This window comes from Nonomuraea sp. NPDC003201 (assembly GCF_053590415.1).
In genome coordinates, this window is the sequence record NZ_JBSFTC010000151.1 from 1 (window position 1) to 26,251 (window position 26,251).

A 26,251-nucleotide genomic window follows, 5' to 3' on the forward strand; every position below is an offset into this window, starting at 1 on the left:
CCGAGGCCGCGGGCCACCGCCACCTGCGGCTCGCGTTCGACGCCGGGGGCGAGCACGTGGGCGCCGATGCCGCGGGCCAGCGTCACCACCGACCGCGCCACCGCGGTCGCGCGATGGTCCCCAGGGATGCGGGTGACCAACTCGGGGTCGAGGGCCAGCAGGTACGGGCTCGTGTCGGCGACCAGGTCCAGGGCCGCGCCGCTCGTGCCGACGTCGGCGAAGCCGAGCAGGTAGCCGATCGTGCGCAGGCCGTCGAGCCCGACCTTGAGCAGCGGCCGGTCCTGTTCCTGGCACGGTCCAGTGAGCAGCAGGATCGCCTCGCGGGGATGCCTGCCGGCTCTTCGGAGCGCCTCGTGCAGGGGCGCCAGGGCACCCGCGCCCGCCAGGACGACCCTGACGGGCAGCTCCAGCACCATGGGCAGGGGAGCCGCCCTGAGCGTGCCCCCCTGTTCGACGATGGCGGGGTGCGCGATGACCGCCCCGGTGTCGAGGTCCACCATGGGGCTGTCGAGCAGGGAGGACGACACGTTCAGATGATTCCGCCGATAGCTGGAGCCGCAGAAGGCCCACGAAACAGAATTTACCGACATTTACCCTGCAGTTCCCCACCGGCCGAGAGGGAAAAATCTTTCGGATTCTTGAGGGCCGCTGACCTGTGGGGGTTGCCCGGTGCAGGGTCCGTTACCTCCTTCGGTGCATGAACGCGCGTCCGGCCAAGGGCGGTGGCCAGTAAGTCGTGGCGCCGCCCGAGCGTGTGCACCCGTGGATCGACGGCTTCCCCGAACGCCGTGGCCCGTTCGCGGCGACGGGGAACGAGCGGGTTGGACTGTCAAGGACCTCAGCCATCGTCACGTCCGCCTGCCGCAACGGGGGGACGGACACCACAGAGCCCTGCGAAATTCACCGACCTTCCGCTTCAGGTCCCCCGCCGGTTGTGGGGGATGTCGTTCGGTCTGCAGGTCGTCCCGGCCGCGCGGTCGGTTAGCCTTCGGGGCATGAGCGCGCGTCCGGCGAGGGGTGGCGGCCGGTGGGTCACGGTGCCGCCGGAGCGCCTGCATCCGTGGATCGACGGGTTCGCGGAGCGTCACGGGCCCTTCACGGCGACCGGCGACGAGCGGGTCGTGCGGCTGCTCGCCGACGACGGGGCCCTGGCCGAGCTGCACGTGCCGTTCCCGCCCATGACGCCGCCGGGGCCGCCGCACGTCACCCGGTTCGTCACGCACGCCCAGGCCGCGCGGCAGGTGGGGGTGTTCCTGGTGCGGCTCGGGGGCTACGCGGCGGGGGTCTTCTCCGGGGCGTCGCTGGTGGCCTCCAAGGTGGGGTCGCGGCTGGTGCAGGGGCGCACGGCGGCGGGCGGGTGGTCGCAGCAGCGCTTCGCCCGGCGGCGGCGCAACCAGGCGGCGCAGGCGTACGACGACGCGGTGGAGACGGCGGTACGGGTGCTGACGCCGTACCTGGGGGAGCTGGACGGGGTGGTGCTGGGCGGCGACCGCCGGGCCATGGACGTCCTGCGCGCCGACCGGCGGCTCGCGCCCCTGCTGGCTCTGGAGACCGAGCCGTTCCTGGTGGTGCCCGACCCCCGGCTGGCGGTGCTCCGGGACACCCCGGAGTCCTTCCGCGCGGCCCGCATCCGCGTCGTCGATCCGTCCTGACCTCATCCCTTCACGCGGCCCCGTGACCGGTTTGAGAGTTTGAGACGATTCAAAAGAATCTTGAATGCCGCTATGATGCGAGAGTTCGCGGAGGACCGTCATCGGCGGTCCATCCGTTGTCCCTGCGCCCACGGCGTACCGCGTCCAGCGGATCGCCGCAGGTGGCGGCAGGGCGCATCCATGGTGGACCGCTTCAAAGCGGCCCGCCGCAGCACCTTCGGTGGGCCGCGTCCAGTGGACCACCGCCAAGTAGCGGATTATGCATTTCAAGCAGCACGGCCTCGTGAGGATCGATGGCGACCAGGAACATCAAGGAGGTCGCGCAGCTGGCGCGCGTCTCGGTGGGCACGGTGAGCAATGTGCTCAACCGCCCGGAGATCGTGTCCCCCGCCACACGCGAACGCGTCTTCGAAGCGATCAAGAAACTGGGCTTCGTCCGCAATGAGGTGGCCCGCCACCTGCGGGTGGGCCGTAGCCGCACGGTCGGCCTCGTCGTGCTCGACGTCTCCAACCCGTTCTTCGTGGACGTGGCCCAGGGCGCCGAGTCGGTGGCCGACGACCACGACTCGATGGTGGTGCTCTGCAACAGCGCCGGCGACCCCGGCCGCGAGCGCCGCCACCTCGACCAGCTCGAACAGCAGCGCGTCATGGGCATACTGATCACCCCGGTGGAGATGGAGAGCCCCTGGCTGGAGGAGCTGGCCGCCCGCGGCACGCCCGTGGTGCTGGTCGACAGCCCCGCGACCGGCCTGCAGTGCTCGGTGGCGGTCGACGACCGGCTCGGCGGCCAGATCGCCGGCGCCCACCTGATCGAGCGGGGGCACCGGCGGATCATGTTCGTCGGCGGGCCGACGTCCATAAGACAGGTGGCCGACCGGCACGCGGGCATCAGCAGCGCCGTGGCCGCGGCCGGCGGCGCGGTCGAGCTGCTGACCTCCACCGCTCCCACGCTGACCGTCGCGGAGGGCCGGGCCGTCGGCGAGCGCGTCGCGGCGCTGCCCGCCGACGAGCGGCCGACGGCGGCGTTCTGCGCGAACGACATGATGGCGCTGGGCTTCTTACAGGCGATGGCCACGCACGGACTGCGCGTGCCCGAGGATCTGGCCATCATCGGGTACGACGACATCGACTTCGCCGCGGCCGCCGCGGTGCCGTTGTCCTCGATCCGGCAGCCCCGTGAGCTGCTCGGACGTACGGCGATCGACCTGCTGCTCGAAGAGGTCGCCGACCCGGAGCAGCACCGGCACCGGCAGGTCATCTTCCAGCCCGACCTGGTGATCCGGGAGTCGAGCGCGTTCGATCGGCGCTCCTGACCCCGGCGCGTCCATGAACCGTTTCATAGCCGGCGGCCGCCGGCTCCGTTCGGCGTGCGCACGTTCCCGGCGAGCCGAGCGACCCTCGAAGGAGCCCCCTTGACCGAGCTCTACAGCAACCCCCTGGCCACCCCCGATGACCTGGCAGGATTCCGCCTGGAGGGGGACGGCGCCACCTCCTTCCCCCAGGGACGCCTGCGTCTGGAGAGCCTCAGGCCGCCCTCGGACGGCCAGGCGGCCAACCTGGTGCTCTGGTGTCCCGAGGAGTTCCCCGCCGACGTGCGGATCGAATGGGACTTCTGGCCCGTCCGCGAACCCGGCCTGGCCATCATGTTCTTCCATGCCCGCGGCAGGAACGGCGCGGACCTGTTCGACCCGGGCCTGGCCACCCGCACCGGCCCGTACGACCAGTACCACCACGGCGACATCGACGCCTACCACGTCTCCTATTTCCGCCGGATGTGGGCCTCCGAACGCGCCCTGCACACCTGCAACCTGCGCAAGAGCCACGGGTTCCACCTGGTCGCGCAGGGTCCCGACCCGCTGCCCGCGGTGCTGGACGCCGAGGGCCCGTACGCGATGCGCCTCGAGGTCAAGGCCGGGACGGTCACGTTCTCGGTCAACGATTTGGTCTCGTTCCGCTGGTCCGACGACGGCTCGATCGGCGGTCCCGCCCTGGCCGGAGGCAAGGTCGGGTTCCGGCAGATGGCCCCGCTGATCGGAGAGTACGCAAATCTCCGGGTATCTCGTCATTGACTTTGAGTCGATTCAACACTAATTTCGCACCAACCGCCGTTCACTGGCTTGTAACGGGGCAGGAATCGCGGTGCAACAACCCCACCCCCGAATCCGTGCACATGCCACGAGAGGTGGTGCCGGATGAACCATCCCGCCATGTCTATCAGGCTTCAAGCTGCCTGCTCAGAGCTCATCTGGGCGGTCCAGCTCAACCTGATGTGGATCGTCTTCACGCTCGCTGGAGGCGTGATCGGCGGGCTCGGGCCCGCCACTGTCGCCGCGTACACGCTGGCTCGGCGGCGGACTCGTAATGAATCGTTTCATGGCTGGGCCGAATTCTGGACCGTCTACCGACGGGAGTTCGTCCGGGCCTCGCTGCTGGTCCTGCCCGTGGCGGCGCTGGCCACCGTCCTGGTCGGCAACTATCTCTACCTCTCCGCTCTCGGGCCCAGCATGGGAGCGTTGCGGATCGCGACCTTCGTGGCGCTCATCGCACTCGCCGGTGTGGGGGCGTACGTGGGACCGCTGTACGCGCACTACGATCTGCCGCTACGGGCCTACTGGCCCAAGGCGGCGCAGCTAGCGCTCCTGCGCCCGGCCTCGTCCGTGCTGTTGCTGCTAGCGCTATCAGCCATCGCCTACGCGACCTCGGCGGCGCCCATCCTCGCCCCGGTGATCAGCTTCGGCGCCTGGATCTATCTCAACACGTGGCTCTGCCAGCGCTTCTTCGCGGAGAACGAGGCGCATCTGCATTCGAAAGGGAACTCATGAGCGCATCCCGTCGTCGCCGGCTTCTGGCCGGTGTGTTAACGCTCACGGCTGCACTCACCGCCACGGCATGCTCAGGCGGTGACGCGCCCGCCGGCGATCCGAACACGCTGACCATCATGACCAAGCTGTTCGGCGCCGCGCCCGACCCCAAGGGCGAGATGCAGCAGGCGGTGGAGAAGTTCCTCGGCAAGAAGCTCAAGATCAACTGGGTGCCCAACGCCGAGTACGCCGACAAGGTCAACGTCACGCTGGCTTCGGGCAACGTGCCGCAGCTCATCGTCGTGGACCCGCACGGTCCGGCGTTCGTCAAGGCCGCACAGGCCGGGGCGTTCTGGGACTTGACCGGCAAGCTGGACAAGTACCCGAACCTGAAGCCGACGGACGCGCGCCGCGTGCTGAACGCCTCCATCAACGGCAAGTCCTACTCGATCCCCCGGATGCGGCCCATGCTGCGTTCGGCGGTCATGATCCGCAAGGACTGGCTGGAGAAGCTCGACCTGAAGCTGCCCGAGACCGTCGACGACCTCTACACCATCGCCAAGGCGTTCACCGAGAAGGACCCCGACGGCAACGGCAAGAAGGACACCTACGGCCTGATCATCCCGAAGTGGCCGGGCAAGTACGCCAGCTCCAGCCCCTATGACACGCTCGAGACCTGGTTCGGCGCCCCGAACGAGTGGGGCGAGCGCGACGGCAAGCTGGTCCCCGGCTTCGACACCCCCGAGTTCCTCGAGGCCAACAAGTTCCTGAAGAAGATGATCGACGAGGGCCTGGTCAACCCGGACTTCGCCAGCTATGACACGGCCAAGTGGGACGATCCGTTCTTCCAGGGGAAGGGCGGCATGATCATCGACGTGAACGTCCGCTCCAGGGCGCTGCTCGACAAGTTCAGGGACGGCGGCGACAAGAACTACGGTGACAGGGTCGCCATGGTCGGCAACCTCAAGCGCGCCGACGGCAAGAAGTTCTCCCTGCCGTTCACCGGCTACAACGACGCCATCGCGATCTCCAAGCAGAGCGTGCGGACCGAGCAGGACCTCGACAACGTGCTGAAGATCCTGGACAAGCTGGGGTCGAAGGAGGGCCAGGTCCTGGTCCAGAACGGCATCGAGGGGCGCAACTTCAAGGCCGAGGGCGACACCGCCGCGCTGATCAACGAGACCGACCCCGCGGTCAGGGTCGTCCAGGACAACGTCGACCAGGCCTTCACCCAGCTCGGCTTCCAGGGCGACACGACGTACGGCGGCCTCGCCTACGCGCGCACCCCGTCCGGCCAGGCGTACAAGGACATGATCAAGCTGGGCCTCGACCTGATGAACGAGGACCTCAAGACGGCCGTGTTCAACCCGGCGCTGCCCGTGGTCTCACCCACGAAGGTCGCCAAGGGCGCACAGCTCGACGACATCATCCCCGACGCCCGGATCAAGTACCTCTCCGGTGAGATGACCGAGGAGCAGCTGAAGGGCGAGATCAAGCGCTGGTACGACGCCGGCGGCACGCAGGTCGCCACCGAGATCAACGACCTGGTCTCCAAGCTCGGCACCAACTGATCCGCCTGAGGGGCCCGGGCCGCCGTGCCCGGGCCCCTCACATGAAAGGAGGCCGCTGTGGCCACCGACCTGGCGCCGCCTCCCGCGAGGGCGGCGAGCAAGCCCGGCCGACGCCGGAGGCCGGGATTGGGCGCCGCCCTGGCGCGCTATCGCTGGCTCTACCTGATGCTCCTTCCGGGCGTCGTCTACTTCGCGCTCTTCAAGTACCTGCCGATGTACGGCATCACCATCGCCTTCCAGGACTTCCTGCCGTTCCTCGGCTACTCCGGCAGCCCCTGGGTGGGCTTCCAGCACTTCCAGGATCTGTTCACCGGGCCGGACTTCGGCCGGCTGATGTTCAACACGCTGCTCCTGGCGCTCCTGACCGTGGTCTTCATCTTCCCCGCGCCGATCATCGTGGCGCTGCTGCTGAACGAGCTGCGGATCAACGTGCTCAAGCGTTGGGTCCAGTCGGTGATGTACATCCCGCACTTCCTGTCCTGGACGATCGTCGCGTCCCTGACATATCTGCTGTTCTCCGCGGATTACGGGGTGCTCTCCGGATGGATCCGCGACATACTCGGCGACACCGCGAAGATCGACTATGTGGCGCAGGAGGAGTGGTTCCGGCCGCTGATCATCCTGCAGCAGATGTGGAAGCTGACCGGCTGGGGCACGATCATCTACCTGGCCGCGCTGGCCGGTGTGGACCCGCAGTTGTACGAGGCGGCACGCATGGACGGCGCCAGCCGCTTCCGCCAGCTCTGGCACGTCACGCTGCCCGCGATCCGCCCGACGATCGTCGTCATGGCCATCCTCACCTCGGGCAACCTGCTCGACACGGGCTTCGAGCAGATCTGGCTCATGACCACCTCGCTGAACCGCTCTGTGGCGGACGTGTTCGACACCTACGTCTACTACACCGGTATCACCCAGGGCGCCATCAGCTACTCCACCGCCGTCGGCCTGTTCAAGGGCGTCGTCGGCTGCATCCTGATCTTCGGCTCCAACTGGCTGGCCAAGCGCCTCGGCCAGCGTGGACTGCTCTAGGGGGCCCTGGACATGAACAGCATGAAGCACAAGAAGCTGAACACCGAGTACAGCACCGTGGCGAGCCGGGTGTTCGACGTGATCAACGTCGCCGTGCTCGTCGGCCTGGCGCTGGTCACGGTGCTGCCGCTGCTGTACGTGCTGGCGGGGTCCTTCGCGAGCGAGTCGGAGATCTCCGCGCGGCCGTTCTTCCTGTGGCCGGAGAAGTTCATCACGGACACGTACACGTTCATCTTCTCCACCCCCACCTTCGTCCGCGCCCTGCTCACGACCATCGTCGTGACGGCCGTCGGCACGGTGGTGCAGCTGGTGCTGACGTTCACCATGGCGTATCCGCTGGCCAAGCGGTACCTGCCGGGCCGGACGCTGGTGCTCAACCTGGTGATCTTCACGCTGGTCTTCTCCGGCGGCATGATCCCCACCTACCTGGTGGTGCGCGACATGGGGCTGCTGGACAGCTACTGGGCGCTGATCCTGCCGCTGGCGATCAACCCGTTCTATCTGATCATCGTGAAGAGCTTCTTCCAGGAGCTGCCGCAGGCGCTGGAGGAGGCGGCGCGCATCGACGGCTGCAACGAGATGGGCGTCTTCTTCAAGATCGTTCTGCCGCTGTCGAAGCCGATCATCGCGACCTTCGCGCTGTTCTACGCGGTGAGCATCTGGAACGACTACATGTCGCCGCTGCTGTACATCAGCGACCCCAGCAAATGGACGCTGCAGATCCTGGTGCGCCAGCTGACCAGCGCCGACCAGGCCGACGCGCTGGCGAACATGGACAGGACGTTCGTGCCGCCGGAGCAGGGCCTGAAGTTCGCGGTCGTGGTGATCGCGACGCTGCCGATCCTGCTCTTCTACCCGTTCCTGCAGAAGCACTTCGCGAAGGGCGTCCTGATCGGGGGCGTCAAGGAGTGAGCCGCGCCATCCTCCTGGCCGGTGACTCGACGGTCGCCTCGTGCCCGGCCTGGGAGGCGCCCATGTCCGGGTGGGGGGCGCAGCTCGGCGCGTACGCGGGCGAGCCCGTGCGCAACTTCGCCAAGGGCGGCGCCACCACGGCCGGTCACCGGGCCGAAGGGCTGTGGGCGGCGCTGCTGCGCGAGGTCGTGCCCGGAGACGTGGTCGTGATCCAGTTCGGGCACAACGACCAGAAGGATCCCGCGATCCCGTACCAGGACAACCTGCGCGCCTTCGTCGAGGAGGCGCGCGGGGCGGGGGCCTCGGCGGTGCTGTGCACGCCGGTGCAGCGGCGCCGGTTCGACGGGGACCGGCTGGTGCCCACGCACGGCGACTACCCCGACCGGGTGCGGGCGCTGGCCGCCGCCGGGGACGTGCCGCTGATCGACCTGACCGCCGCCACCACCGAGCTGTACGAACGGCTCGGCCCCGACGGCTCCAGGAGCCTGTTCACGCATTTCAAGCCGGGGGAGCACCCGCTCTACCCCGACGGGGTGGCCGACGACACCCACTTCAGCTTCCGCGGCGCCGACGAGGTGGCCGCGATCGTCGCCGAACGACTGAAGGAGATCCGATGACGGCACTTCGCTGGCTGGACCGACCGGGGGAACAGGGGGTGACCTGGGGGGTTCCGTGGCCGCGCGGCGCGGTCGAGCGGGATGCGCCGTTCGCGCTGGCCGACCCGGAGGGCCGCGAGGTGCCCGTGCAGAGCTGGGTGACCGCCACCTGGCCCGACGGCTCGGTCAAGTGGTCGGCCCACGCGATCGGCGCGCGGCCCGCGGCGCTGTCGTACCGGATCGAGGCCGGCCGCGAGCCCGCCGCGGCGACCACCCCCGTCACCGTGGCCCGCAGGGACGGTGTGCTGACCGTGAGCACCGGCGTGGTCACCTGGACGATCGAGGAGTCCGGCGGCACGCTGGCCCGCTCGATCTCGCGCGGGAGCCGCGAGATCGCCAGGGACGTGCGCCTGGTCAGCCTCCGCCAGAGCGAGCCCACGCCCGACGACGGCGGTGCGGTGGCCCGTTCGCGGGCCACGGGGCAGGTCGAGACGGTCACGGTCGAGCAGGACGGGCCCGTGCGCGCGGTCGTCCGGCTGGAGGGCCGGCACGGCGACTGGCTGCCGTTCACCGTGCGCCTGTACTTCCACGCGGGCGCCGAGCAGGTGCGGATCATGCACACGTTCGTCTGGGACGGCGACCCCGAGCACGACTTCCTGGCCGGGCTCGGGCTGAGCGCCGACGTGGTCATGCGGGACGAGCCGCACGACCGGCACGTGCGCCTGGCCGGCAGCGGCGGCTTCCTCACCGAGGCCGTGCGCGGGCTGACCGGCCTGCGCCGCGACCCCGGCGAGTCCGTACGGCGGGCGCAGGTCGAGGGCCGGCCGGTCGGCGAGATCGCCCCCGAGGTCGCCAACCGGTTGCACCTCATCCCCACCTGGAACGACTACACCCTCGACCAGGGCTCCGCCGACGGCTTCACGCTGCGCAAGCGCACCGCCGAGGGCCACTCCTGGGTGACGATCCCCTCCGGCACCCGCTCGGCCGGCTACGGCTACGTCGGCGGCGCCGGCGGCGGCCTCGGCTTCGGGCTGCGCGACTTCTGGCGCCTGCACCCCACCCGCCTCGACGTCAGGAACGCGGCCACCGACCTGGCCACCGTGACCGCCTGGCTGTGGTCGCCGTCCGCGCCCGCCATGGACCTGCGCTTCTACCACGACGGCATGGGCCAGGACACCTTCGCCGAGCAGCTCGAGGGCCTGGAGGTCACCTACGAGGACTACGAGCCCGGCTTCGGCGACGCCCACGGCGTGGCGCGCACGCACGAGCTGACCCTGCGCGCCTACGAGGCGACGCCGTCCGCGCAGGACCTGGTCCGGCACGCGACCGCGATGAACCAGCCGGGGCTGCTGGCCGTGTCCCCCGAGCGGATGCGCGAGGCGGGCGTCTTCGGCGTCTGGGAGCTGCCCGACCGCTCGACGCCGGCCCACGCCGAGATCGAGGACCGGCTGGACTTCCTGTTCGACCTGTACGTGCGCGAGCGCGAGCAGCGCAGGTGGTACGGGTTCTGGGACTACGGCGACGTCATGCACACCTACGACCCGGACCGCCACACCTGGCGCTACGACGTGGGCGGCTACGCCTGGGACAACTCCGAGCTCTCGCCCGACCTGTGGCTGTGGCTGCAGTATCTGCGCACCGGCCGGCCGGACGTCTTCCGCTTCGCCGAGTCGATGACCCGCCACACCGGCGAGGTCGACGTCTACCACGCGGGCCGCTGGAAGGGCCTGGGCAGCAGGCACAACGTGCAGCACTGGGGGTGCAGCTGCAAGCAGCTGCGCATCTCCAACGCCGCCTACCGCCGCTTCTACTACTACCTGACCGCCGACGAGCGCACGGGCGACCTGATGGACGAGCTGAGCGTCCCCGAGGAGACGTTCACCGTCATCGACCCCCAGCGCAAGGTGCGCGAGGACGTCTACACGCCGGACCCGTCGGCGCTGTCGGTCGGCCTCGGCACCGACTGGGGATCCCTCGCGGCCGCGTGGCTGACCCGGTGGGAGCGCTACGGCGACGAGCGGGCCAGAGACCGGTTGCTGGGCACGATGGCCGACATCGGCGCGCTGCCGAACGGCTTCCTGACCGGCGAGGCCCGGCTGGACCTGGCGACCGGGCGGTTCGACACCTCCCGGGACAAGATCTCCGTCTCGCACCTGTCGTCGCTGTTCGGGCTGCCGGAGATGTGCGCCGAGCTGATCGGGCTCGGCCTGGACGTGCCCGGGTTCGAGCAGGCGTGGCTGCAGTACTGCCGCCTCTACCTGGCGCCGCCCGAGCAGCAGGAGGCGGAGGTGGGGGAGCGGCTGAGCGGGATCTCGCTGATCCAGGCGCACAGCAGGCTCACCGCGTACGCGGCCGCCCGCACCGGCGACGCCGGCCTGGCCGCCTGGGCGTGGCGCAAGTTCTCCCTGGACGAGGGGGACCAGCTCAACAGCAACCCGATGCAGCGGGAGAAGGACTGGCGCCTGAACCTGGTGGACGGGCCGCACGTGCTGTCGCCGGTGCACGAGGCGGCCTTCGTCAGCACCAACGGCGCCGCCCAGTACGGCCTGGCCGCCATCCACAACCTCGCCCTGATCGGAGCGTGGCTGAAGGAGTCATAACCGTACCGTATGACGTACGGTACGCTGTACGGAGCCCGGAAATGTCGGGGCGGCGCTGTACGCTGTCCCGGCTTTCCCCTATGGCAACAAATCCCAAGATGGAAGGGTTCCGTGGTTTCCAGCCAGGCCAGCGCCGTTCACCGCGATCACACCGCCGCCGACAGCCACGACCTCATCCAGGTCCGCGGCGCGCGGGAGAACAACCTCAAAGGTGTCTCCCTCGACCTCCCCAAGCGCCGCCTCACCGTCTTCACCGGGGTGTCCGGCTCCGGCAAGTCGTCGCTCGTCTTCGACACGATCGCCGCGGAGTCGCGCCGGCTGATCGACGAGACGTACACGTCGTTCATCCAGTCGTTCATGCCGAGCCTGGCCCGCCCCGACGTGGACGCGCTGCACAACCTGAGCGCGGCCATCATCGTGGACCAGGAGCGCATGGGCGCCAACGCCCGCTCCACCGTGGGCACGGCCACCGACGCCCACACGATGCTGCGGATCATGTTCAGCCGCATCGGCGAGCCCCACGTCGGCGGGGCCGGCGCCTTCAGCTTCAACCTGGCCGAGGGCATGTGCCCCGAGTGCGAGGGGCTGGGCAAGGCGTCCACCATCGACGTCGACGCCCTGGTCGACCGCGAGCTGTCGCTCAACGACGGGGCGATCAAGGTCCCGGGATACCCGGTGGACAGCTGGCAGTGGCAGGTCATCGCGGGGTCCGGGCTGTTCGACCCGGCCGTCAAGCTGAAGGACTTCACACCCGAGCAGTGGGAGGACTTCCTGCACAAGCCCCCCACCAAGCTCAAGTACGGCACCAACAACTTCACCTACGAGGGCCTGGCCGGCAAGGTCAGGCGGACCCTGCTGGGCAAGGACCGGGAGTCGATGCAGCCCTCGGCGCGGGCGTTCGCCGACCGGGCGCTCAAGCTCACCCTCTGCCCGTCCTGCGATGGCTCCCGGCTGAACGAGGCCGCCCGGTCCGCCCGGATCGCCGGCCGCAACATCGCCGAGTGCGCGGCCATGCAGATCAACGACCTGGCCGACTTCGTCCGCGGCATCGGCAACCCCGCCGTCGGTCCGGTGCTGGACGGGCTCCGCTCGACGCTCGAGTCCCTCGTCGAGATCGGCCTGGGCTACCTGAGCCTCGACCGCGAGTCGTCCACGCTGTCCGGCGGCGAGGCGCAGCGGGTCAAGATGGTGCGCCACCTCAACTCCAGCCTGACCGACGTCACGTACGTCTTCGACGAGCCCACGGCCGGGCTGCACCCGCACGACATCCAGCGCATGAACAACCTGCTGCTCCAGCTGCGCGACAAGGGCAACACGGTGCTCGTCGTCGAGCACAAGCCGGAGACGATCGCCATCGCCGACCACGTGGTGGACCTCGGCCCCGGCGCGGGCACGGCGGGCGGGAGCCTGTGCTACGACGGCGACCTCGACGGGCTGCGCGCCTCGGGCACGCTGACCGGCCGCTACCTCGACCACCGGGTGCGCCTGCGCGACGACGTCCGCAAGCCGGCCGGCCACCTGTCGATCACGGGCGCCACGCTGCACAACCTCAAGGACGTGAGCGTGGAGGTCCCGCTCGGCGTGCTGACCGTGGTCACCGGCGTGGCCGGGTCGGGCAAGAGCTCCCTCATCCACGGGTACATCGCCGGGCGCGAGGGTGTGGTGGTGGCCGACCAGTCGCCGATCCGCGGCTCGCGCCGGAGCAACCCGGCCACCTACACCGGCCTGCTCGACCCGATCCGGGCCGCGTTCGCCAAGGCCAACGGCGTCAAGCCCGGCCTGTTCAGCGCCAACTCCGAGGGCGCCTGCCCGGCCTGCAAGGGCATCGGCCTGATCTACACCGACCTGGCCATGATGGCCGGCGTGGCGTCGGTGTGCGAGGAGTGCGAGGGCCGGCGGTTCACGCCGGAGGTGCTGACGTACACGCTGCGCGGCAAGAACATCGGCGAGGTGCTCGACATGCCGGTGGCCGAGGCCCGCGACTTCCTGACCGAGCGGCAGGCCCGCACGATCCTCGACCGCCTGGTGGCCGTCGGGCTCGGCTACGTGGGCCTGGGCCAGCCTCTCACCACACTGTCGGGCGGCGAGCGGCAGCGGCTCAAGCTGGCCATCAACATGGCCAAGAGCGGCACCACGTACGTGCTGGACGAGCCCACCACGGGGCTGCACCTGGCGGACGTGGACCAGCTCCTGGCCCTGCTCGACCGCCTGGTGGAGGACGGCAACACGGTCATCGTGATCGAGCACCACCAGGCCGTCATGGCGCACGCCGACTGGATCATCGACATCGGCCCGGGGGCCGGTCACGACGGCGGCCAGGTCGTCTTCTCTGGTACCCCCGGCGAGCTGGTCGCCGACGGCACCTCGCTCACCGCGATCCACCTGCGCGACTACGTGAGCAGGGCCTGACCGTTCCGCGCTCCTGGAGCCCGCCTCAGGCCCTTCAGACGGCCAGGCGGGCCAGGACGCGGGCGAACTCCGGCGGCGGCGCCACCACGAGCCTGGTCTGTCCCTCCTGGGTGACGATGTCGGCCCTGATGAGGGTCAGCCGCTCCTCGTGCCACCAGTAGACCTGCGAGCTCAGCCCGTCCGTGCGCGCCGCGTGCACCCGCAGCCGCTCGATGGCGCGTACCACGCCGATCCCGTCCACCGGGTGCACGAGCAGCGTGTACGGATCGGGCAGCACCACGAGCACCCCGTCGGAGGGCACGGGGAGGTAGTCGCCCAGCCACCGCAGGTGCGTGGCGGCCGCCGGGGTCATGGCGGTCAGCCGCGTCACCGGCGTGCCGGACAGCAGGATCGTCTCCACCTCCAGCCGCTCCTCGCGGCGGACGTTGGAGACGGCCAGGTCGAGCGCCTTCCCGGCGGCCACGGGCCAGCATCCGGCCTGCTCGGGCCGCACCGGCCGGGAGCCCGCGAAGAGCAGCTCCACCAGGTCGGCGTTGAGGTGGCGGCCCACCACGCGGGTCAGGTCGGGCACCGCGTCCACGGCGTCCACGCGAGTGCGCAGCAGCGGGCGGGCCTGCTCCAGGTCGCACACGTCCAGCCGCTCGCCCGCGGTGGCCACGGCGTGCGCGAGGTGCTCGGAGACCAGCATGGGCCAGTCCTCCCTGGCCCGGCGGCCCGCCTCGCGGCGCAGCCCGGTGAGCCTGACGACCAGCTCCATGTCGCCTCTGAGCGTCACGGAGCCGCCGTCCTTGGCGAACTCGAAGGAGTATCCGAGGGATTCCGCGACGAGCGAGAGCAGCGAGTCCAGGTCGACATCCTCGACCGGCCGGCGCGAGGGCCGGCGGTCACGCTTGAACAAGCTCACGCGCCGTGTCCCTTTCTGTCGGATTCGTCCCTCCTACCTTGCCTGCCCCTCATCACTGACCATGCCCGCTAGCGAGCACGATTCGGTATCGATAACCCCAAGTCTCCCCAGCCACACGCTCATCTGGGGTGACCCGTGCCCCACCGGAAGCCCCGCCAGGACGGGCACTCCGAGCCTCCCGAGCCGGTCCTCGAGCACCGCGTACGGGTCACCGCAGTCGACCCACGAGCCGAGCGCGATCCCGCGCACCCCGTCGAACGCCCCCGCCTGCAGGAGCTGGGTGAGCATGCGGTCGATCCGGTACGGCTCCTCCCCGATGTCCTCCAGGAACGCGATCCTGCCCGCGAACGACGGCTGCCACCGGGTCCCGCACATCGAGGCCAGCAACGACAGGTTCCCCCCGGCGAGCACACCCTCGGCCCGCCCCGGCACCAGCGCCCGCTCGCCCCGGACGGTCTGGGGGGTCCCGAACAGCGCCGCCCGCAGGCTCTCCCACGTGCGCGGCTCGGGCCCCTCCTCGGCGGCCAGCACGTCGCAGGCCGCCATCGGCCCGTGCAGCGTCGGCACGCCCAGCTCGACGGCGAACGCGTTGTGCAGCGCCGTGATGTCGCTCGACCCCAGCAGGACCTTGGGGCCGGCGGCCCGCATGGCGTCCCAGTCGAGCAGGTCGAGGAGCCGGGCGGCGCCGTACCCGCCGCGGCAGCAGAACACCGCCGAGACGGCCGGGTCGCACCAGGCGGACTGCAGGTCGGCGGCCCGGGCGGCGTCGTCGCCCGCCAGATAGTCGAGCGGCTGACGGTCGAGCGCGCGCGCGCCCACCACCACCTTCAGCCCGAGGCCCTCCAGTCGCTCCACGCCACGCCTCAGCAGCACCGCGCTGGGCGGCCCTGACGGTGAGACGACGGCGACGGTGTCACCGGGTCGCATGGATCAACTCCTCCTTTGGCTCGTACACGTGGCAAACGGTGTCACACTTACCTCTCGTATGCGACTTCCGCCCCACATCCTCGTGGTCAACGGCATCAAGGTCCGCCGGCCGGTCTTCCTGATCGGAGCGCCGCATTCCGGTACGGACCTGCTGGCCCGCGCCCTGAAACGATCCCCCGGCTTCCATGTGACCATGGGCCGCGCGAGTGTGGCGCACGTGGTGTACGCCTTCGCCCGCAAGCCGTCCATCGGCCAGACCTCCGGCGCCGTGCGCGTCATGCGCGACGCGCTCGCCGAGTCGTGGCAGGTGCTGCCCCGGTCGTGCGGCCAGTGCGCCGTGTCGTGCCGCGAGGCGGGCGGCGTCACAGGGACCGGTCCCTGCGTCTCGGCCGGCGACATCACCAGGTTCGGCGACGGCAGCCCCGACCTGCTCTACAGCGCCCCGGTGCTGCTCCAGGCGTTTCCCGACGCGCGGTTCGTGCAGCTCATCCGCGACGGCAGGGACGTGGTGGCCGGCATGCTCGACGACCCCGCCTGCCTGGCCTGGTTCAAGCCGGCCATGCTGACGGAGCAGACCGAGTTCCCCAATCCGTTCCTGGGCGTCAACAAGGACGAGCACCTCGAACGCTGGAAGGGCATGCCGGCGGCGGGCAAGAGTGCCCTGCGCTGGCGCAGCGCCGTGCGCATGAGCGCCGAGCTGCGCAGGACGCTGCCCGAGGAGCAGCTCCTGACGCTGCGCTACGAGGACCTGGTGCACAAGCCGGCGCCGTCGGTCGCCACGCTCGCGGAGTTCCTGGAGACGCGGGTGTCCAAGGTCGTCCTGTACGACACCGGCGTCCCCAGGGTCGGCGCCTGGCGCGCCAAGCTCCGGGGACCCGATCTGGAGCTGGTGGAGAAGGTGGCCAGGGAGGAGCTCAACCGCCTGGGCTACCTGAAGAGGTGAACTGGGTGCGGTAGAGCTCGGCGTAGAGCCCGCCGCGCTCCAGCAGCTCCTCGTGGCGGCCCCGCTCGGCGATGCGGCCCTCGTGGATCACCAGGATCTCGTCGGCCTCCCTGATCGTCGAGAGCCGGTGCGCGATCACCAGCGAGGTGCGGCCCTCCAGCGCGGTCTTCAGCGCCACCTGCACGGCCGCCTCGGACTCCGAGTCGAGGTGGGCGGTGGCCTCGTCGAGCACGACCACGCGCGGCGCCTTGAGCAGCAGCCGGGCCAGCGCGAGGCGCTGCTTCTCGCCGCCCGACAGCCGGTAGCCGCGGTCGCCCACGACGGTGTCGAGCTGCTCGGGCAGGCCCTCCACGAGGTCGCCGATCTGCGCGGCCCTGAGAGCCTCCCAGATCTCCTCGTCGCTCGCCTCCGGCCTGGCATAGCGGAGGTTGGCCCCGATCGTGTCATGGAAGAGATGAGCGTCCTGCATGACCACTCCGACGGTGTCGCGCAGGGAGTCGAGGGTGGCCTCGCGCACGTCGAGCCCGTTGATGCGGACCGCGCCCTCGTTGACGTCGTACAGGCGGGACACCAGTGACGTGATGGTCGTCTTGCCCGCGCCCGAGTGGCCGACCAGGGCGACCAGCCGGCCCGGCGCGGCCGTGAACGAGATGCCCTTGAGCACGGGGTACGACGGGCCGCTGTCCTGCCTGGCGACCGACTCCAGCGAGGCCAGCGAGACCTCCTCGGCGGCCGGGTAGCGGAAGCGCACGTCGTCGAACTCGATCGTGACCGGCCCGCCGGGGATCGGCTCGGCGCCGGGCCGCTCGGCCACCATGGGCTTGAGGTCGAGGATCTCGAAGACGCGGTCGAAGCTCACGAGCGCGGTCATCACGTCGACGTGCACGTTCGACAGGGACGTGAGGGGGCCGTACAGGCGCATCAGCAGGGCGGTCAGGGCCACCAGCGTGCCCAGCTCGAAGACGCCGGACACGGACAGGACGCCGCCGATGCCGTACACCAGGGCGGTGGCCAGCGCGGCGACGAGCCCGAGCGCGACCCGGAAGACGGTGCCGTACATGCCGACCGTCACGCCCACGTCGCGCACCCGGGCCGCCCTGCGGCCGAACACCTCCGCGTCGTCCTCCGGGCGGCCGTAGAGCTTGGCCACCATGGCGCCCGCCACGTTGAACCGCTCGGTCGTCACGGAGCTCATCTCGGCGTCGAGCTGCATCTGCTCGCGCGTCAGCGCCGACATGCGCCGCCCGACGAACTTGGCGGGCACGATGAAGATCGGCAGCAGCACCAGCGCGACCAGCGTCACCTGCCACGACAGCGCCAGCATCGCGCCCAGCACCAGGACCAGGCTGACCACGTTGGACACCACGGACGACAGCGTGCTCGTCAGCGCCCGCTGCGCGCCGATCACGTCGGTGTTGAGCCTGCTGACCAGCGCGCCCGTCTGGGCCCGCATGAAGAACGCCACCGGCATGCGCTGCACGTGGTCGAACACCTCGGTGCGCAGGTCGTAGATCAGCCCTTCGCCGATGCGCGCCGAGAACCACCGCTGCACCAGCGTCAGCCCGGCGTCCACCAGCGCCAGCGCGCCGATCGTCACCGCCAGCCCGACCACGACGCCCGGCCGCCTGGCCAGGATGCCGTCGTCGATGATCGCCTTCATCAGCAGCGGGTTGGCGATCACGATGACCGCGCCTGCCACGACGAGCAGCAGGAACGCGGCAATGTGCGTCCTGTACGGCCTGGCGTAGCGCGCGATGCGCCGCACGGTGCCGGGCCGCAGCCGCTGCTTGGTCACCGAGCCGTCGCGCCGCAGCGACGCCATCACATTGGGGCCGAAACCCCCTCCCATCATCGCCATCCGGGGGATCCCTCCTTCTCCACGGGAGAGAGCACCGCCGGCGCGCCCGGCGATTCCCCCGTCCGCTCAGCGCGAAACCCCACCGGCGCCGCCGCCCCTCCCAACGTACCGCCCACCCGCGTGACCAGGGCGCTCGCCGCCGTCGCCACGTCCGTCCTTCGGGGAGCACGAGGACGCGAGGCGGTCCTGGGTTCGCCTCGGACGCCCGGATGGGGCGGCGGTGGCGAGCATCCGCCCTGCGACACGGCGGTGGCGAGCGGCCGTCCGATGGGTCAGGCGAAGAGGGTCTTGATGCGGGCCGCCTGTTCGATCCGCTCGGCCGCACACTGCTCCTCCAGGGAGCGGCCCTGCGCCCCCTGGAGGAGTCGCTTCGTCGCGATCGCCGCGTCCCGGTTGACGGCCAGCAGCTGCGCGACCTTGTCTCGTACGGCTTGATCCAGGTCGCCCCGAGCGACCACTTGCTCCGCGAGGCCGATGCGCATGGCCTCGTCCGCGTGCACGGTCCTGGCGGTCAGGCAGATGTCGATCGCCTTGGCCAGGCCCACCAGCTCGACCAGGGGCTTGGTCCCCGTCAGGTCGGGCACCAGGCCCAGTGCGGGCTCTTTCATGCAGAAGGAAACATCATCGGCCACGATCCGCAGGTCACAGGAGAGCGCGAGTTGGAACCCCGCACCGATCGCGTACCCCTGCACTGCGGCGATGGAAACGATCTCCGGGCGGCGCAGCCACAGGAACCCCGCCTGTGCCTGGCTGATGCGCTGCTCGAAGGTTGCGTCGTCGCTCTTGGCCGCCGAGCTGAACGAGCCCTGTCCGGGCACCCCCTCAGGTGTGAACATCCGCAGGTCGATCCCTGCCGAGAAGGACGGTCCCTCACCTTTCACGACGACTACGCGCACCTGCTCGGGCAGGCTCTCGCCGATCCGAGCCAGCGCCGACCATGTCGCGAACGTCTGCGCGTTCCGCTTTTCCGGCCGGTCCAGCGTGATCGTCGCTATCTCACCGTCCACCTCGAGACGAACTCCGTGCTCCGCCGTGACGGAGACCTCGTCCGCATTCCCCCCGCGCTGTCGCGCCTGTGCTGCCGCCATCGCCCGCTCCCTCCAGTCCTGGTCGCGCAAGGAGTGCGCGCCCAGTGTGCTGACCGTCGCGCCCGAGCCTACAGAACATCGTTCTGGCCCGGGCGCGACGGTATGGCTGACTAGGGACGGGCGGCTGCGGTCGCACGTTCCGAGGCGGCCGTCAGCGCTTGGACTTGCCTCGGGTCGCCCCGCCGCGCCCGCGCAGAGTCACGCCGGACTCGCTCAGGATGCGGTGGATGAACCCGTAAGACCGACCGGTCGAAGCGGCCAGGGCGCGAATGCTCTCGCCCGCGGCGTAGCGCTTCTTGAGATCGCCGGCCAGTTTTTCCCGGTCGGCCCCGGTGACCCGGGTGCCCTTCTTCAGTGTCTCGGCCACGAGTACCTCCTGTAGTGCCGGACTTCCGCAGCGTTACTCCGCCATGATCAGTCATTTCAGCGGGATCGGCTACCTACTCCACGGGAAAAGATCCGTACCCACTCAAATTAAGATCAGGCAAGTGCCACAAGATCGGAAAATTCGTCGCTCCATGCGTCTTCAGTTCCGTCCGGTAGCAAGATCACCCTATCCGGTGACAGGGCGTCAACGGCACCCTCGTCATGTGTGACTAGGACGATTGCTCCTGAATAGGACCTCAGAGCATTGAGAACCTGCTCGCGACTGACCGGGTCGAGGTTGTTCGTGGGCTCGTCGAGAAGGAGGACATTGGCGCTCGACAGCACGAGGATCGCCAGCGCCAGCCGGGTCTTCTCGCCGCCGGACAGCACCCCGGCGGGCTTGTCGACGTCGTCGCCCGTGAAGAGGAAAGAGCCGAGCACCTTGCGCAGCTCGGTGTCGGTGAACTGGCCCCCGGCCGACTGCATGTTCTCCAGCAGGGTGCGGCCGGGGTCGAGGGTCTCGTGCTCCTGGGCGTAGTAGCCGACCTTGAGGCCGTGGCCGGGCCGGATCTCGCCCGTGTCGGGAGTCTCGATGTTGCCGAGAATCCGCAGCAGCGTGGTCTTGCCGGCGCCGTTCAGGCCGAGGATGACGACCCTGTGACCTCGGTCGATGGCCACGCTGACGTCGGTGAAGACCTCCAGCGAGCCGTACGACTTGGACAGCCCCTCGGCCGTGAGCGGGGTGCGCCCGCACGGCTGCGGCTCGGGGAAGCGCAACCGCGCCACTTTGTCGCTTTGGCGCTCTTCCTCGGTGCCCGACAGCAACCGGTGCGCACGCCGCATCATGTCCTGCGCGGCCTTGGCCTTGGTGGCCTTGGCGCGCATCTTGTCGGCCTGCGCGAGCAGCGCACCTGCTTGTTTCTCGGCGTTGGCGCGCTCGCGCTTCCTGCGCTTCTCGTCGGTCTCGCGCTGGGCGAGGTAGGCCTTCCAGCCGACGTTGTAGTGATCGATCACCGAGCGGTTGGCGTCCAGGTGCAGGACCTTGTTGACCGTCGCTTCAAGAAGACCGACGTCGTGGCTGATGATCACCAAGCCGCCTTGATGCGAACGCAAAAAATCACGAAGCCACCCGATTGAGTCGGCATCTAGGTGGTTTGTCGGCTCGTCGAGAAGGAGAGTTTCCGCCCCGCTGAAAAGAATTCGCGCCAATTCCACGCGCCTGCGCTGACCGCCGGAAAGCGTTTGCAACGGCTGTGACAGCACGCGATCGGGCAGCCCGAGGCTGGAGGCGATGGACGCGGCCTCCGACTCGGCCGCGTATCCGCCCAGCACGTGCATCTGGTCCTCGAGCCTGCCGTACTTCCTGACGGCCTTCTCACGGGTGCGGTCGTCGGCGGAGGACATGCCGCGCTCGGCCTCGCGCAGCTTGCGCATGACCTCGTCGAGGCCGCGCGCCGACAGGATGCGGTCGCGGGCGAGCACCTCCAGGTCGCCGGTGCGCGGGTCCTGGGGGAGGTAGCCGACGTTGCCGCTGGTGGTGACGGTGCCGGCGGCGGGCAGGCCCTCGCCCGCCAGCACCTTGGTGAGGGTCGTCTTGCCCGCGCCGTTGCGCCCGACAAGCCCGATCTTGTCGCCCGGGTTGACCCGGAACGACGCTTTTTCGATAAGCAGCCGCGCGCCCGCGCGCAGCTCTATGTCACTGGCGATGATCATGTTGGCGGAACACTCCCGAGCTAGGAAACGGAGGATTGGGCGTGCGACGCCAGATCAATCGGGAGTATGCATACGGATCAGTGTAGGCTGTTCGGACCCACGCGTCGGCAGCTTGGCCCCCGCCGTGGGCAGGGCGCCTGATCGCGAAGGCTTCGTCCCGCGCTCATCTCGCGTACGCCCGGCCGTCCCCGTCATGCCAGATCTTGTCGCGTGTGAACAAGAAGAGATGGCTCGCGGTCCTCGCGGCGGCAGTTGTGACCCTGACGGCCACGCCCGAGGCGGCGCTCGCCGACGGGCGGCGTACGTTCGACCTCCAGGCGCACCGGGGCGGGCTCGGGCTCGTGGTGGAGAGCACCCTGCCCGGGTTCGCGAACGCGCTGGAGCTCGGCGTCGGCACGCTGGAGCTCGACGTGCAGATCACCGAGGACGGCCAGGCCGTCGTCACGCATGACAGGCGGATCAGCGACAGGAAGTGCCGCGACACGGCGCCCGCCGTGCCCGGGGACCCCGAGTTCCCGTACGTCGGCAAGTACATCAACACGCTCACCCTCCAGCAGGTCAGGACCATGGACTGCGGGTCGCAGACGCTGGCGGAGTTCCCGGGGCAGCGGGCGGTGCCCGGGGCGCCGATGACGATACTGCGCGAGGTCTTCGACCTGGTGCGCCGGTACCGGGCGTGGGGCGTGAAGCTCAACGTCGAGACCAAGGTGGAGGCCGGGGCGCCGAGCGAGACGGCGCCCAGGGAGCAGTTCGTCCAGGTGACGCTGCAGGAGATCCGGCAGGCCGGGATGCTGCGGCAGGTCACGATCCAGAGCTTCGACTGGGGCGCCCTGATGCGGATGCGGGAGCTGGAGCCGCGGCTGCCGCTCGTCGCGCTCACCAACCGCGACTTCCTGCAGACCGGCCGGCCGGGCGCCTCGCCCTGGCTGGGCGGCATCGACATCGACGACTTCGGCGGCGACCCGCTCAAGGCGGTCAAGTCGTTCGGGGCGGACGCGTTCTCGCCGGTGCACGGGTTCCCGCAGAACGGCAAGGTGACCGACCCCGGCTACCAGGCGTACGTCACCAAGGACATGGTCGACCAGGCGCACGCCCTCGGCCTCAAGGTGATCCCGTGGACGATCGACGACGGGCCGACGCTGAACAAGCTCATCGACGACGGCGTGGACGGCATCATCACCGACTACCCCGACCGGCTGCGGCAGATCATGGCCGAGCGCGGGTTCAAGCTGCCCAAGCGCTACCGGCTCCACCGGCAGTAGCGGGGGCCCGCCCGGGCCCCGGCGGAGCGCTGCCGGGGCCCGGGCGGAATCTCAGGCCGACAGCGGGTTGACGTGCCGGTGGTGGACCCCGATGACGGGGATCTCGTGCAGGCTGCCGGAGTACAGGAACTGCGTCATGCCGATGAGCAGCCGCCGCACGTCGTCCTGCGGCCGCACGACCAGGCGGATGAACTGGCTGGTCGTGCCCAGCTTGTTGCCGCACTCGCGTACGTACACGCCGTGCTCGGAGAGCAGGTGGTCGCGCAGTCCCACCCCGTCGTAGCCGGGCGGCAGCTTGATCAGCAGGAAGTTGCCCTGCGACGCGAACACCGACAGCCCCGGCATGGTGCTGAGCTGCTGGAACATGGCCCGCCTGTCCGCGCCCACCAGCCTGAGGCTGTTGTGGTACTCGCCCATGAACTGCCGCATCATGAACACGATGACCTCGGCGAACGAGTTGAGGTTCCACTTGGGCAGCGCGTCGCGCACCCGCCCGGCCAGCGCCGGGTTGGCGACCATGTAGCCGAACCGGATGCCGTGCAGGCCGAAGTTCTTGCCCAGGCTGCGCAGCACGATCACGTTCGGCCGGACCGCCGCCTCCGCCGCCAGCCCGGCGTCCGGCTCGCAGTCCACGAAGTCGCCGAACGACTCGTCCACGATCACCAGGTCGAGGTCGATGAGCTCGTCCAGCAGCTGCAGGACCTCGTGCTTGGGCAGGTAGCCGCCGTCGGGGTTGTTCGGGTTGCAGATCACCGCGACCCGGGAGCCGCGCATGCGGATGAACGAGACGTAGTCCTGCACGTCGAGGGTGAAGTTGCGGCTCTCCAGCAGCGGGTACATGTCCACCCGCTTGCCCGTCTCCAGCGGCTGGTCGGTCCAGCGCCCGAAGGTCGGGATGGGCACCGCGAGGCTCTCGCGCACCAGCAGGTGATCGATCCAGGTGATCAACTCGGTCGACCCGTTGCCCATGGCGACCGTCTTCGGGTGGAGGCCGAGCGTGGCGCAGAGCTCCGCGGTGATCGTGCCCGCGTCGCTCGGATAGAACTTGAGAATCGTCTCCAGGTTTCTCCCGAGATGCTCGAAGATCTCCGGGGTCGGGAAATATGGGTTGCACGGGATGCAGAAGTCAACCGGCGCGCGCTCTCCTGACGAGGCGCGCATCAACGAAAAATACGACGGGCTGTGAGCCTGTGCCCGCAAGAGGCTGAGCTCCACGACACCTCCATGGACATGTCCGATGTGTGTAGGTACGCGTGGGTGGAGCGACCGGTTCATGACGGTGCGCGAGCCGGCTCCCGGCAGGTCAGGACTCGGACCGGCGTAGCGTGAGGATCGCGATGTCGTCGCGCGGCGCGGTCCTGGTGAACGCGCGGAGGTCCTCGCCGAGCGCCTGGGCGAGCCGGTCGGGAGGGTCGGGGGCCCAGCCCTTCAGGCGCTCCTCCAGCGGGTAGAAGGCGCCGCGGGGGTCGCGGGCCTCGGTGACGCCGTCGGTGCACAGCACCAGCGCCGCGCCGGGCGGGAACGCGAACCGCGCGCCGCCGCGCGGCCCGGGGGCGAGCGTGCCCACGCCGAGCGGCACGGCCGGCTCCCCGAGGTTGACCTGCCGCACGTCACCGCGGTGGATCATGTACGGGGCGATGTGCCCGCAGTTGACCGCCTCGACGTCCAGCTGCCGGCTGATGTCCAGCACCAGGGCGGTGACCAGGCGCTCGGGCTCCCCGGTGGTGGCGGCGAAGGTGTTCTGCCTGGCCACGGCGTTCTCCATCGCCTCGACGACCCCGGCCAGCGTCTCCTCCCGGTAGGCGGCCTCCCTGAACGAGCCCAGCACGGCCAGCGCGGTCCCGATGGCGGGCAGCCCCTTGCCCTGCACGTCGGCGATGAGCACCCGGGTGCCGTGGTGGGAGACGGCAACCTCGTACATGTCGCCGCCCACCATCGTGTCCTCCTCCACCGGCTGGTAGAGGCCGTCGATGACGACGTCGGCGGTGCGCAGCGGGAGCGGGCGCACGATCAGCTTCTGGAGGGCGGCCGCCGCCGAGCGCAGCCGGTGCACCTCCTCCTCGCGCCGCACCCGGTAGGCGCAGCCGAAGACGCTCAGCGCGCCGAACACGGCCGTGAACCCGGCGGCCAGCAGGTTGTCGTCCAGCTTGCCGCCCAGGTACGTGGTGACCCCCGCCGCCGCCAGGACCACCCACAGCGACGCCACGACCGTCTGGCGCACGGTGCCCAGCCCGGCCACGATCGCCGGGAGGAAGATCAGCAGCGGGAACAGCCGCACCGCCGTGCCCGAGAGGACGTCGAGCGCGGCCACCATGGCGGTGATGACGACGAGCCCGGCGACGAACGCCGGTGTCGAGAGATTCGGCCCTTCGCGTCGCCCGCCATCCGTCACGAGTTCTTCATCCCCCGTCACTGGAACGGCGTAACGGCGGTTTTCTCGAACGTACGGAAGAAAACCGTGAAATGAGCGGCCGAATCCGGGACGTCGCGCCCGGATCTGGCCTCTGTGCAGGGCGGATAAGGGGATGAAAACCAGAAGTAAACGACTCTGCGTCTTATGGCGGGATTTACAGGTTTCGATGGTCAGGTTGTCATGGCCCGCTCATTGATTTCTCATCGACGGTCTCATTGACAAGCAAAGATGATCTTGTAAGCATTTTGAGTTAAGACGTGCCGGGTGTAATTCCGCGCGAGAAGGGGTGGCCGTGTGAGCGAGCAGGACTGGACTTTGCTGCCGGCCGTGACCGTCCGGAGCGCGGGCTTCGCCTGGGAGCTCGTCCGATCCCTGGCCTACCCGCGGGCCGCGGCGGCGGCCGCCGAGGTCGTCCGGCTGGAGCGGCGGGCGCTCGACCTGCTCGCCGAGGCCCCGGCCCACCGCGCCCCGGCCGAGGCCCCGGCCTACCGCGCCCCGGCCGAGAGCTCGGCTCGCCGTGCTCCGGGCGAGGATCCGGCCCGCGGTGCCTCGGCCGAGGGCCCCCGCCCGGCCCGGAGCGTCCCGGCCGAGGACCCCCGTCCGGCCCGCAGCGCCGTAGGCGGGGATGCCCGTTCCGCACGCGGGACGGGCGGCGGGCGGCTGCCGCGTGGTCTGCGCAGCCGCCTGCGTGACCTACGCCCGCTCCCGGGCGACACCCCCGCGCCCGCCGGCTGGCTCGCCGCCTGGAACGAGGTGACCGGGTCGCTGGAGGACGCCCGGCTCGCCCTGGCGGGCACGACGGCCGCCGACGCGGCGCTCGCCCGCGCCGCCGTGGCCGGGATCGCGGCCGACGAGCGCTTCCTCGACGCCCTCGTGCGCTCGGCGCCCGGCCTCTACCGCGACCTGCGGCGCGGCGTCGCCAAGGGCGGCCGGCTGCGGCGCCTGGTCGGCTCGGTCCTCCAGGGGCTCTGCGCCACGTGCTCCTTCGGTCCGCTCGACCAGGGCGGGGCCGAGCCCGCGGCGGCCGGCGGCCACACCTGGTCGGGCCACCGGGAGCGGCCGCGGCGGGTCGCGTACCCGGCCGACTGGGTGGGCGAGTCGCTCCAGCGGCGCGTCCTGGCCGACCCCGCGCTCGTGGCGGGGCTGGTGCCGCGCCGCCGGGCGGGCAGGTGACCTGGCACTCCCCGCCGAGCTCGGCCGCCCGCTC

General features: G+C 70.1%; 22 protein-coding genes. 13 read left to right on the forward strand and 9 right to left on the reverse strand.

Features of this window, described 5'->3' with window-relative positions; all coding sequences use genetic code 11:
* On the reverse strand, positions 1–527 hold a 527-nt coding region (locus ACWDX9_RS37210), incomplete at its 3' end, for an EAL domain-containing protein (RefSeq protein WP_449962615.1).
* A 468-nt stretch (positions 528–995) separates the two neighbouring features.
* Between ACWDX9_RS37210 and ACWDX9_RS37215 the strand changes: the two genes are divergently transcribed.
* The 10 genes from ACWDX9_RS37215 (at position 996) to ACWDX9_RS37260 (ending at position 13,570) form a co-directional block, all read left to right on the forward strand.
* On the forward strand, positions 996–1,652 hold the full coding sequence (locus ACWDX9_RS37215) for an acVLRF1 family peptidyl-tRNA hydrolase (RefSeq protein ID WP_449962617.1): 657 nt from the start codon (positions 996–998) through the stop codon (positions 1,650–1,652).
* Positions 1,653–1,945: 293 nt separating this feature from the next.
* Positions 1,946–2,965 carry a LacI family DNA-binding transcriptional regulator gene (locus ACWDX9_RS37220; RefSeq protein ID WP_449962619.1) on the forward strand — a complete coding sequence of 340 codons (1,020 nt, stop codon included), beginning with the start codon at positions 1,946–1,948 and terminating at the stop codon, positions 2,963–2,965.
* 99 nt (positions 2,966–3,064) lie between these two features.
* Positions 3,065–3,721 carry a DUF1961 family protein gene (locus tag ACWDX9_RS37225; RefSeq protein WP_449962622.1) on the forward strand — a complete coding sequence of 219 codons (657 nt, stop codon included), beginning with the start codon at positions 3,065–3,067 and terminating at the stop codon, positions 3,719–3,721.
* 123 nt (positions 3,722–3,844) lie between these two features.
* On the forward strand, positions 3,845–4,474 hold the full coding sequence (locus ACWDX9_RS37230) for a YesL family protein (RefSeq protein ID WP_364260146.1): 630 nt from the start codon (positions 3,845–3,847) through the stop codon (positions 4,472–4,474).
* Positions 4,475–4,590: 116 nt separating this feature from the next.
* Complete coding sequence (locus ACWDX9_RS37235; protein WP_449962625.1) at positions 4,591–6,024, forward strand: extracellular solute-binding protein; 1,434 nt, start codon at positions 4,591–4,593, stop codon at positions 6,022–6,024.
* Between the two features lie 57 nt (positions 6,025–6,081).
* On the forward strand, positions 6,082–7,053 hold the full coding sequence (locus tag ACWDX9_RS37240) for an ABC transporter permease (protein ID WP_449962628.1): 972 nt from the start codon (positions 6,082–6,084) through the stop codon (positions 7,051–7,053).
* 12 nt (positions 7,054–7,065) lie between these two features.
* Positions 7,066–7,965: a carbohydrate ABC transporter permease gene (locus ACWDX9_RS37245; protein WP_363969962.1), complete on the forward strand. Its 900-nt coding sequence runs from the start codon at positions 7,066–7,068 to the stop codon at positions 7,963–7,965.
* Entirely contained in the window at positions 7,962–8,582 is a 621-nt protein-coding gene (locus ACWDX9_RS37250; protein ID WP_449962630.1) for a rhamnogalacturonan acetylesterase, read from the forward strand. The genes ACWDX9_RS37245 and ACWDX9_RS37250 overlap by 4 nt, the downstream gene beginning before the upstream one ends.
* Positions 8,579–11,161: an exo-rhamnogalacturonan lyase family protein gene (locus tag ACWDX9_RS37255; RefSeq protein WP_449962632.1), complete on the forward strand. Its 2,583-nt coding sequence runs from the start codon at positions 8,579–8,581 to the stop codon at positions 11,159–11,161. Before ACWDX9_RS37250 ends, ACWDX9_RS37255 begins: the two co-directional genes overlap by 4 nt.
* Before the next feature lie 111 nt (positions 11,162–11,272).
* Positions 11,273–13,570, forward strand: coding sequence for an ATP-binding cassette domain-containing protein (locus ACWDX9_RS37260; protein WP_449962633.1), 2,298 nt, complete (start codon positions 11,273–11,275; stop codon positions 13,568–13,570).
* Positions 13,571–13,604: 34 nt separating this feature from the next.
* Here the strand turns inward: ACWDX9_RS37260 and ACWDX9_RS37265 are convergent, their stop codons facing one another.
* A complete protein-coding gene (locus ACWDX9_RS37265) occupies positions 13,605–14,474 on the reverse strand; it encodes a hypothetical protein (protein ID WP_449962635.1) in 870 nt (289 codons plus the stop codon).
* Between the two features lie 33 nt (positions 14,475–14,507).
* Positions 14,508–15,401, reverse strand: coding sequence for a S66 peptidase family protein (locus ACWDX9_RS37270; protein WP_449962638.1), 894 nt, complete (start codon positions 15,399–15,401; stop codon positions 14,508–14,510).
* 58 nt (positions 15,402–15,459) lie between these two features.
* Between ACWDX9_RS37270 and ACWDX9_RS37275 the strand changes: the two genes are divergently transcribed.
* The gene (locus ACWDX9_RS37275; protein ID WP_449962641.1) at positions 15,460–16,344 is read left to right on the forward strand and encodes a sulfotransferase family protein; all 885 of its coding nucleotides are present in this window, start codon (positions 15,460–15,462) and stop codon (positions 16,342–16,344) included.
* Here ACWDX9_RS37275 and ACWDX9_RS37280 read toward each other — a convergent pair.
* The 4 genes from ACWDX9_RS37280 to ACWDX9_RS37295 form a co-directional block, all read right to left on the reverse strand.
* Positions 16,316–18,202, reverse strand: coding sequence for an ABC transporter ATP-binding protein (locus tag ACWDX9_RS37280; protein ID WP_449962644.1), 1,887 nt, complete (start codon positions 18,200–18,202; stop codon positions 16,316–16,318). The genes ACWDX9_RS37275 and ACWDX9_RS37280 overlap by 29 nt on opposite strands.
* Positions 18,203–18,474: 272 nt before the next feature.
* Positions 18,475–19,290: an enoyl-CoA hydratase/isomerase family protein gene (locus tag ACWDX9_RS37285; protein WP_449962647.1), complete on the reverse strand. Its 816-nt coding sequence runs from the start codon at positions 19,288–19,290 to the stop codon at positions 18,475–18,477.
* Between the two features lie 151 nt (positions 19,291–19,441).
* Positions 19,442–19,657 (reverse strand): helix-turn-helix domain-containing protein, encoded by a 216-nt coding sequence (locus ACWDX9_RS37290; protein WP_020547488.1) that lies wholly within the window; start codon positions 19,655–19,657, stop codon positions 19,442–19,444.
* A 113-nt stretch (positions 19,658–19,770) separates the two neighbouring features.
* Positions 19,771–21,369, reverse strand: coding sequence for an ABC-F family ATP-binding cassette domain-containing protein (locus tag ACWDX9_RS37295; protein ID WP_449962650.1), 1,599 nt, complete (start codon positions 21,367–21,369; stop codon positions 19,771–19,773).
* 212 nt (positions 21,370–21,581) lie between these two features.
* On the opposite strand from ACWDX9_RS37295, the gene ACWDX9_RS37300 reads away from it, so the two are divergent.
* Positions 21,582–22,631, forward strand: coding sequence for a glycerophosphodiester phosphodiesterase family protein (locus tag ACWDX9_RS37300; protein ID WP_449962653.1), 1,050 nt, complete (start codon positions 21,582–21,584; stop codon positions 22,629–22,631).
* Positions 22,632–22,682: 51 nt separating this feature from the next.
* Here the strand turns inward: ACWDX9_RS37300 and ACWDX9_RS37305 are convergent, their stop codons facing one another.
* Both ACWDX9_RS37305 and ACWDX9_RS37310 read right to left on the reverse strand, forming a co-directional pair.
* The gene (locus ACWDX9_RS37305; RefSeq protein WP_350735174.1) at positions 22,683–23,792 is read right to left on the reverse strand and encodes a pyridoxal phosphate-dependent aminotransferase; all 1,110 of its coding nucleotides are present in this window, start codon (positions 23,790–23,792) and stop codon (positions 22,683–22,685) included.
* A gap of 142 nt (positions 23,793–23,934) precedes the next feature.
* Positions 23,935–25,023, reverse strand: a complete 1,089-nt coding sequence (locus tag ACWDX9_RS37310) for a PP2C family protein-serine/threonine phosphatase (RefSeq protein WP_449962656.1) — start codon at positions 25,021–25,023, stop codon at positions 23,935–23,937.
* A 315-nt stretch (positions 25,024–25,338) separates the two neighbouring features.
* On the opposite strand from ACWDX9_RS37310, the gene ACWDX9_RS37315 reads away from it, so the two are divergent.
* Complete coding sequence (locus tag ACWDX9_RS37315) at positions 25,339–26,217, forward strand: hypothetical protein (protein WP_449962659.1); 879 nt, start codon at positions 25,339–25,341, stop codon at positions 26,215–26,217.
* The last annotated feature ends 34 nt before the right edge of the window (positions 26,218–26,251 follow it).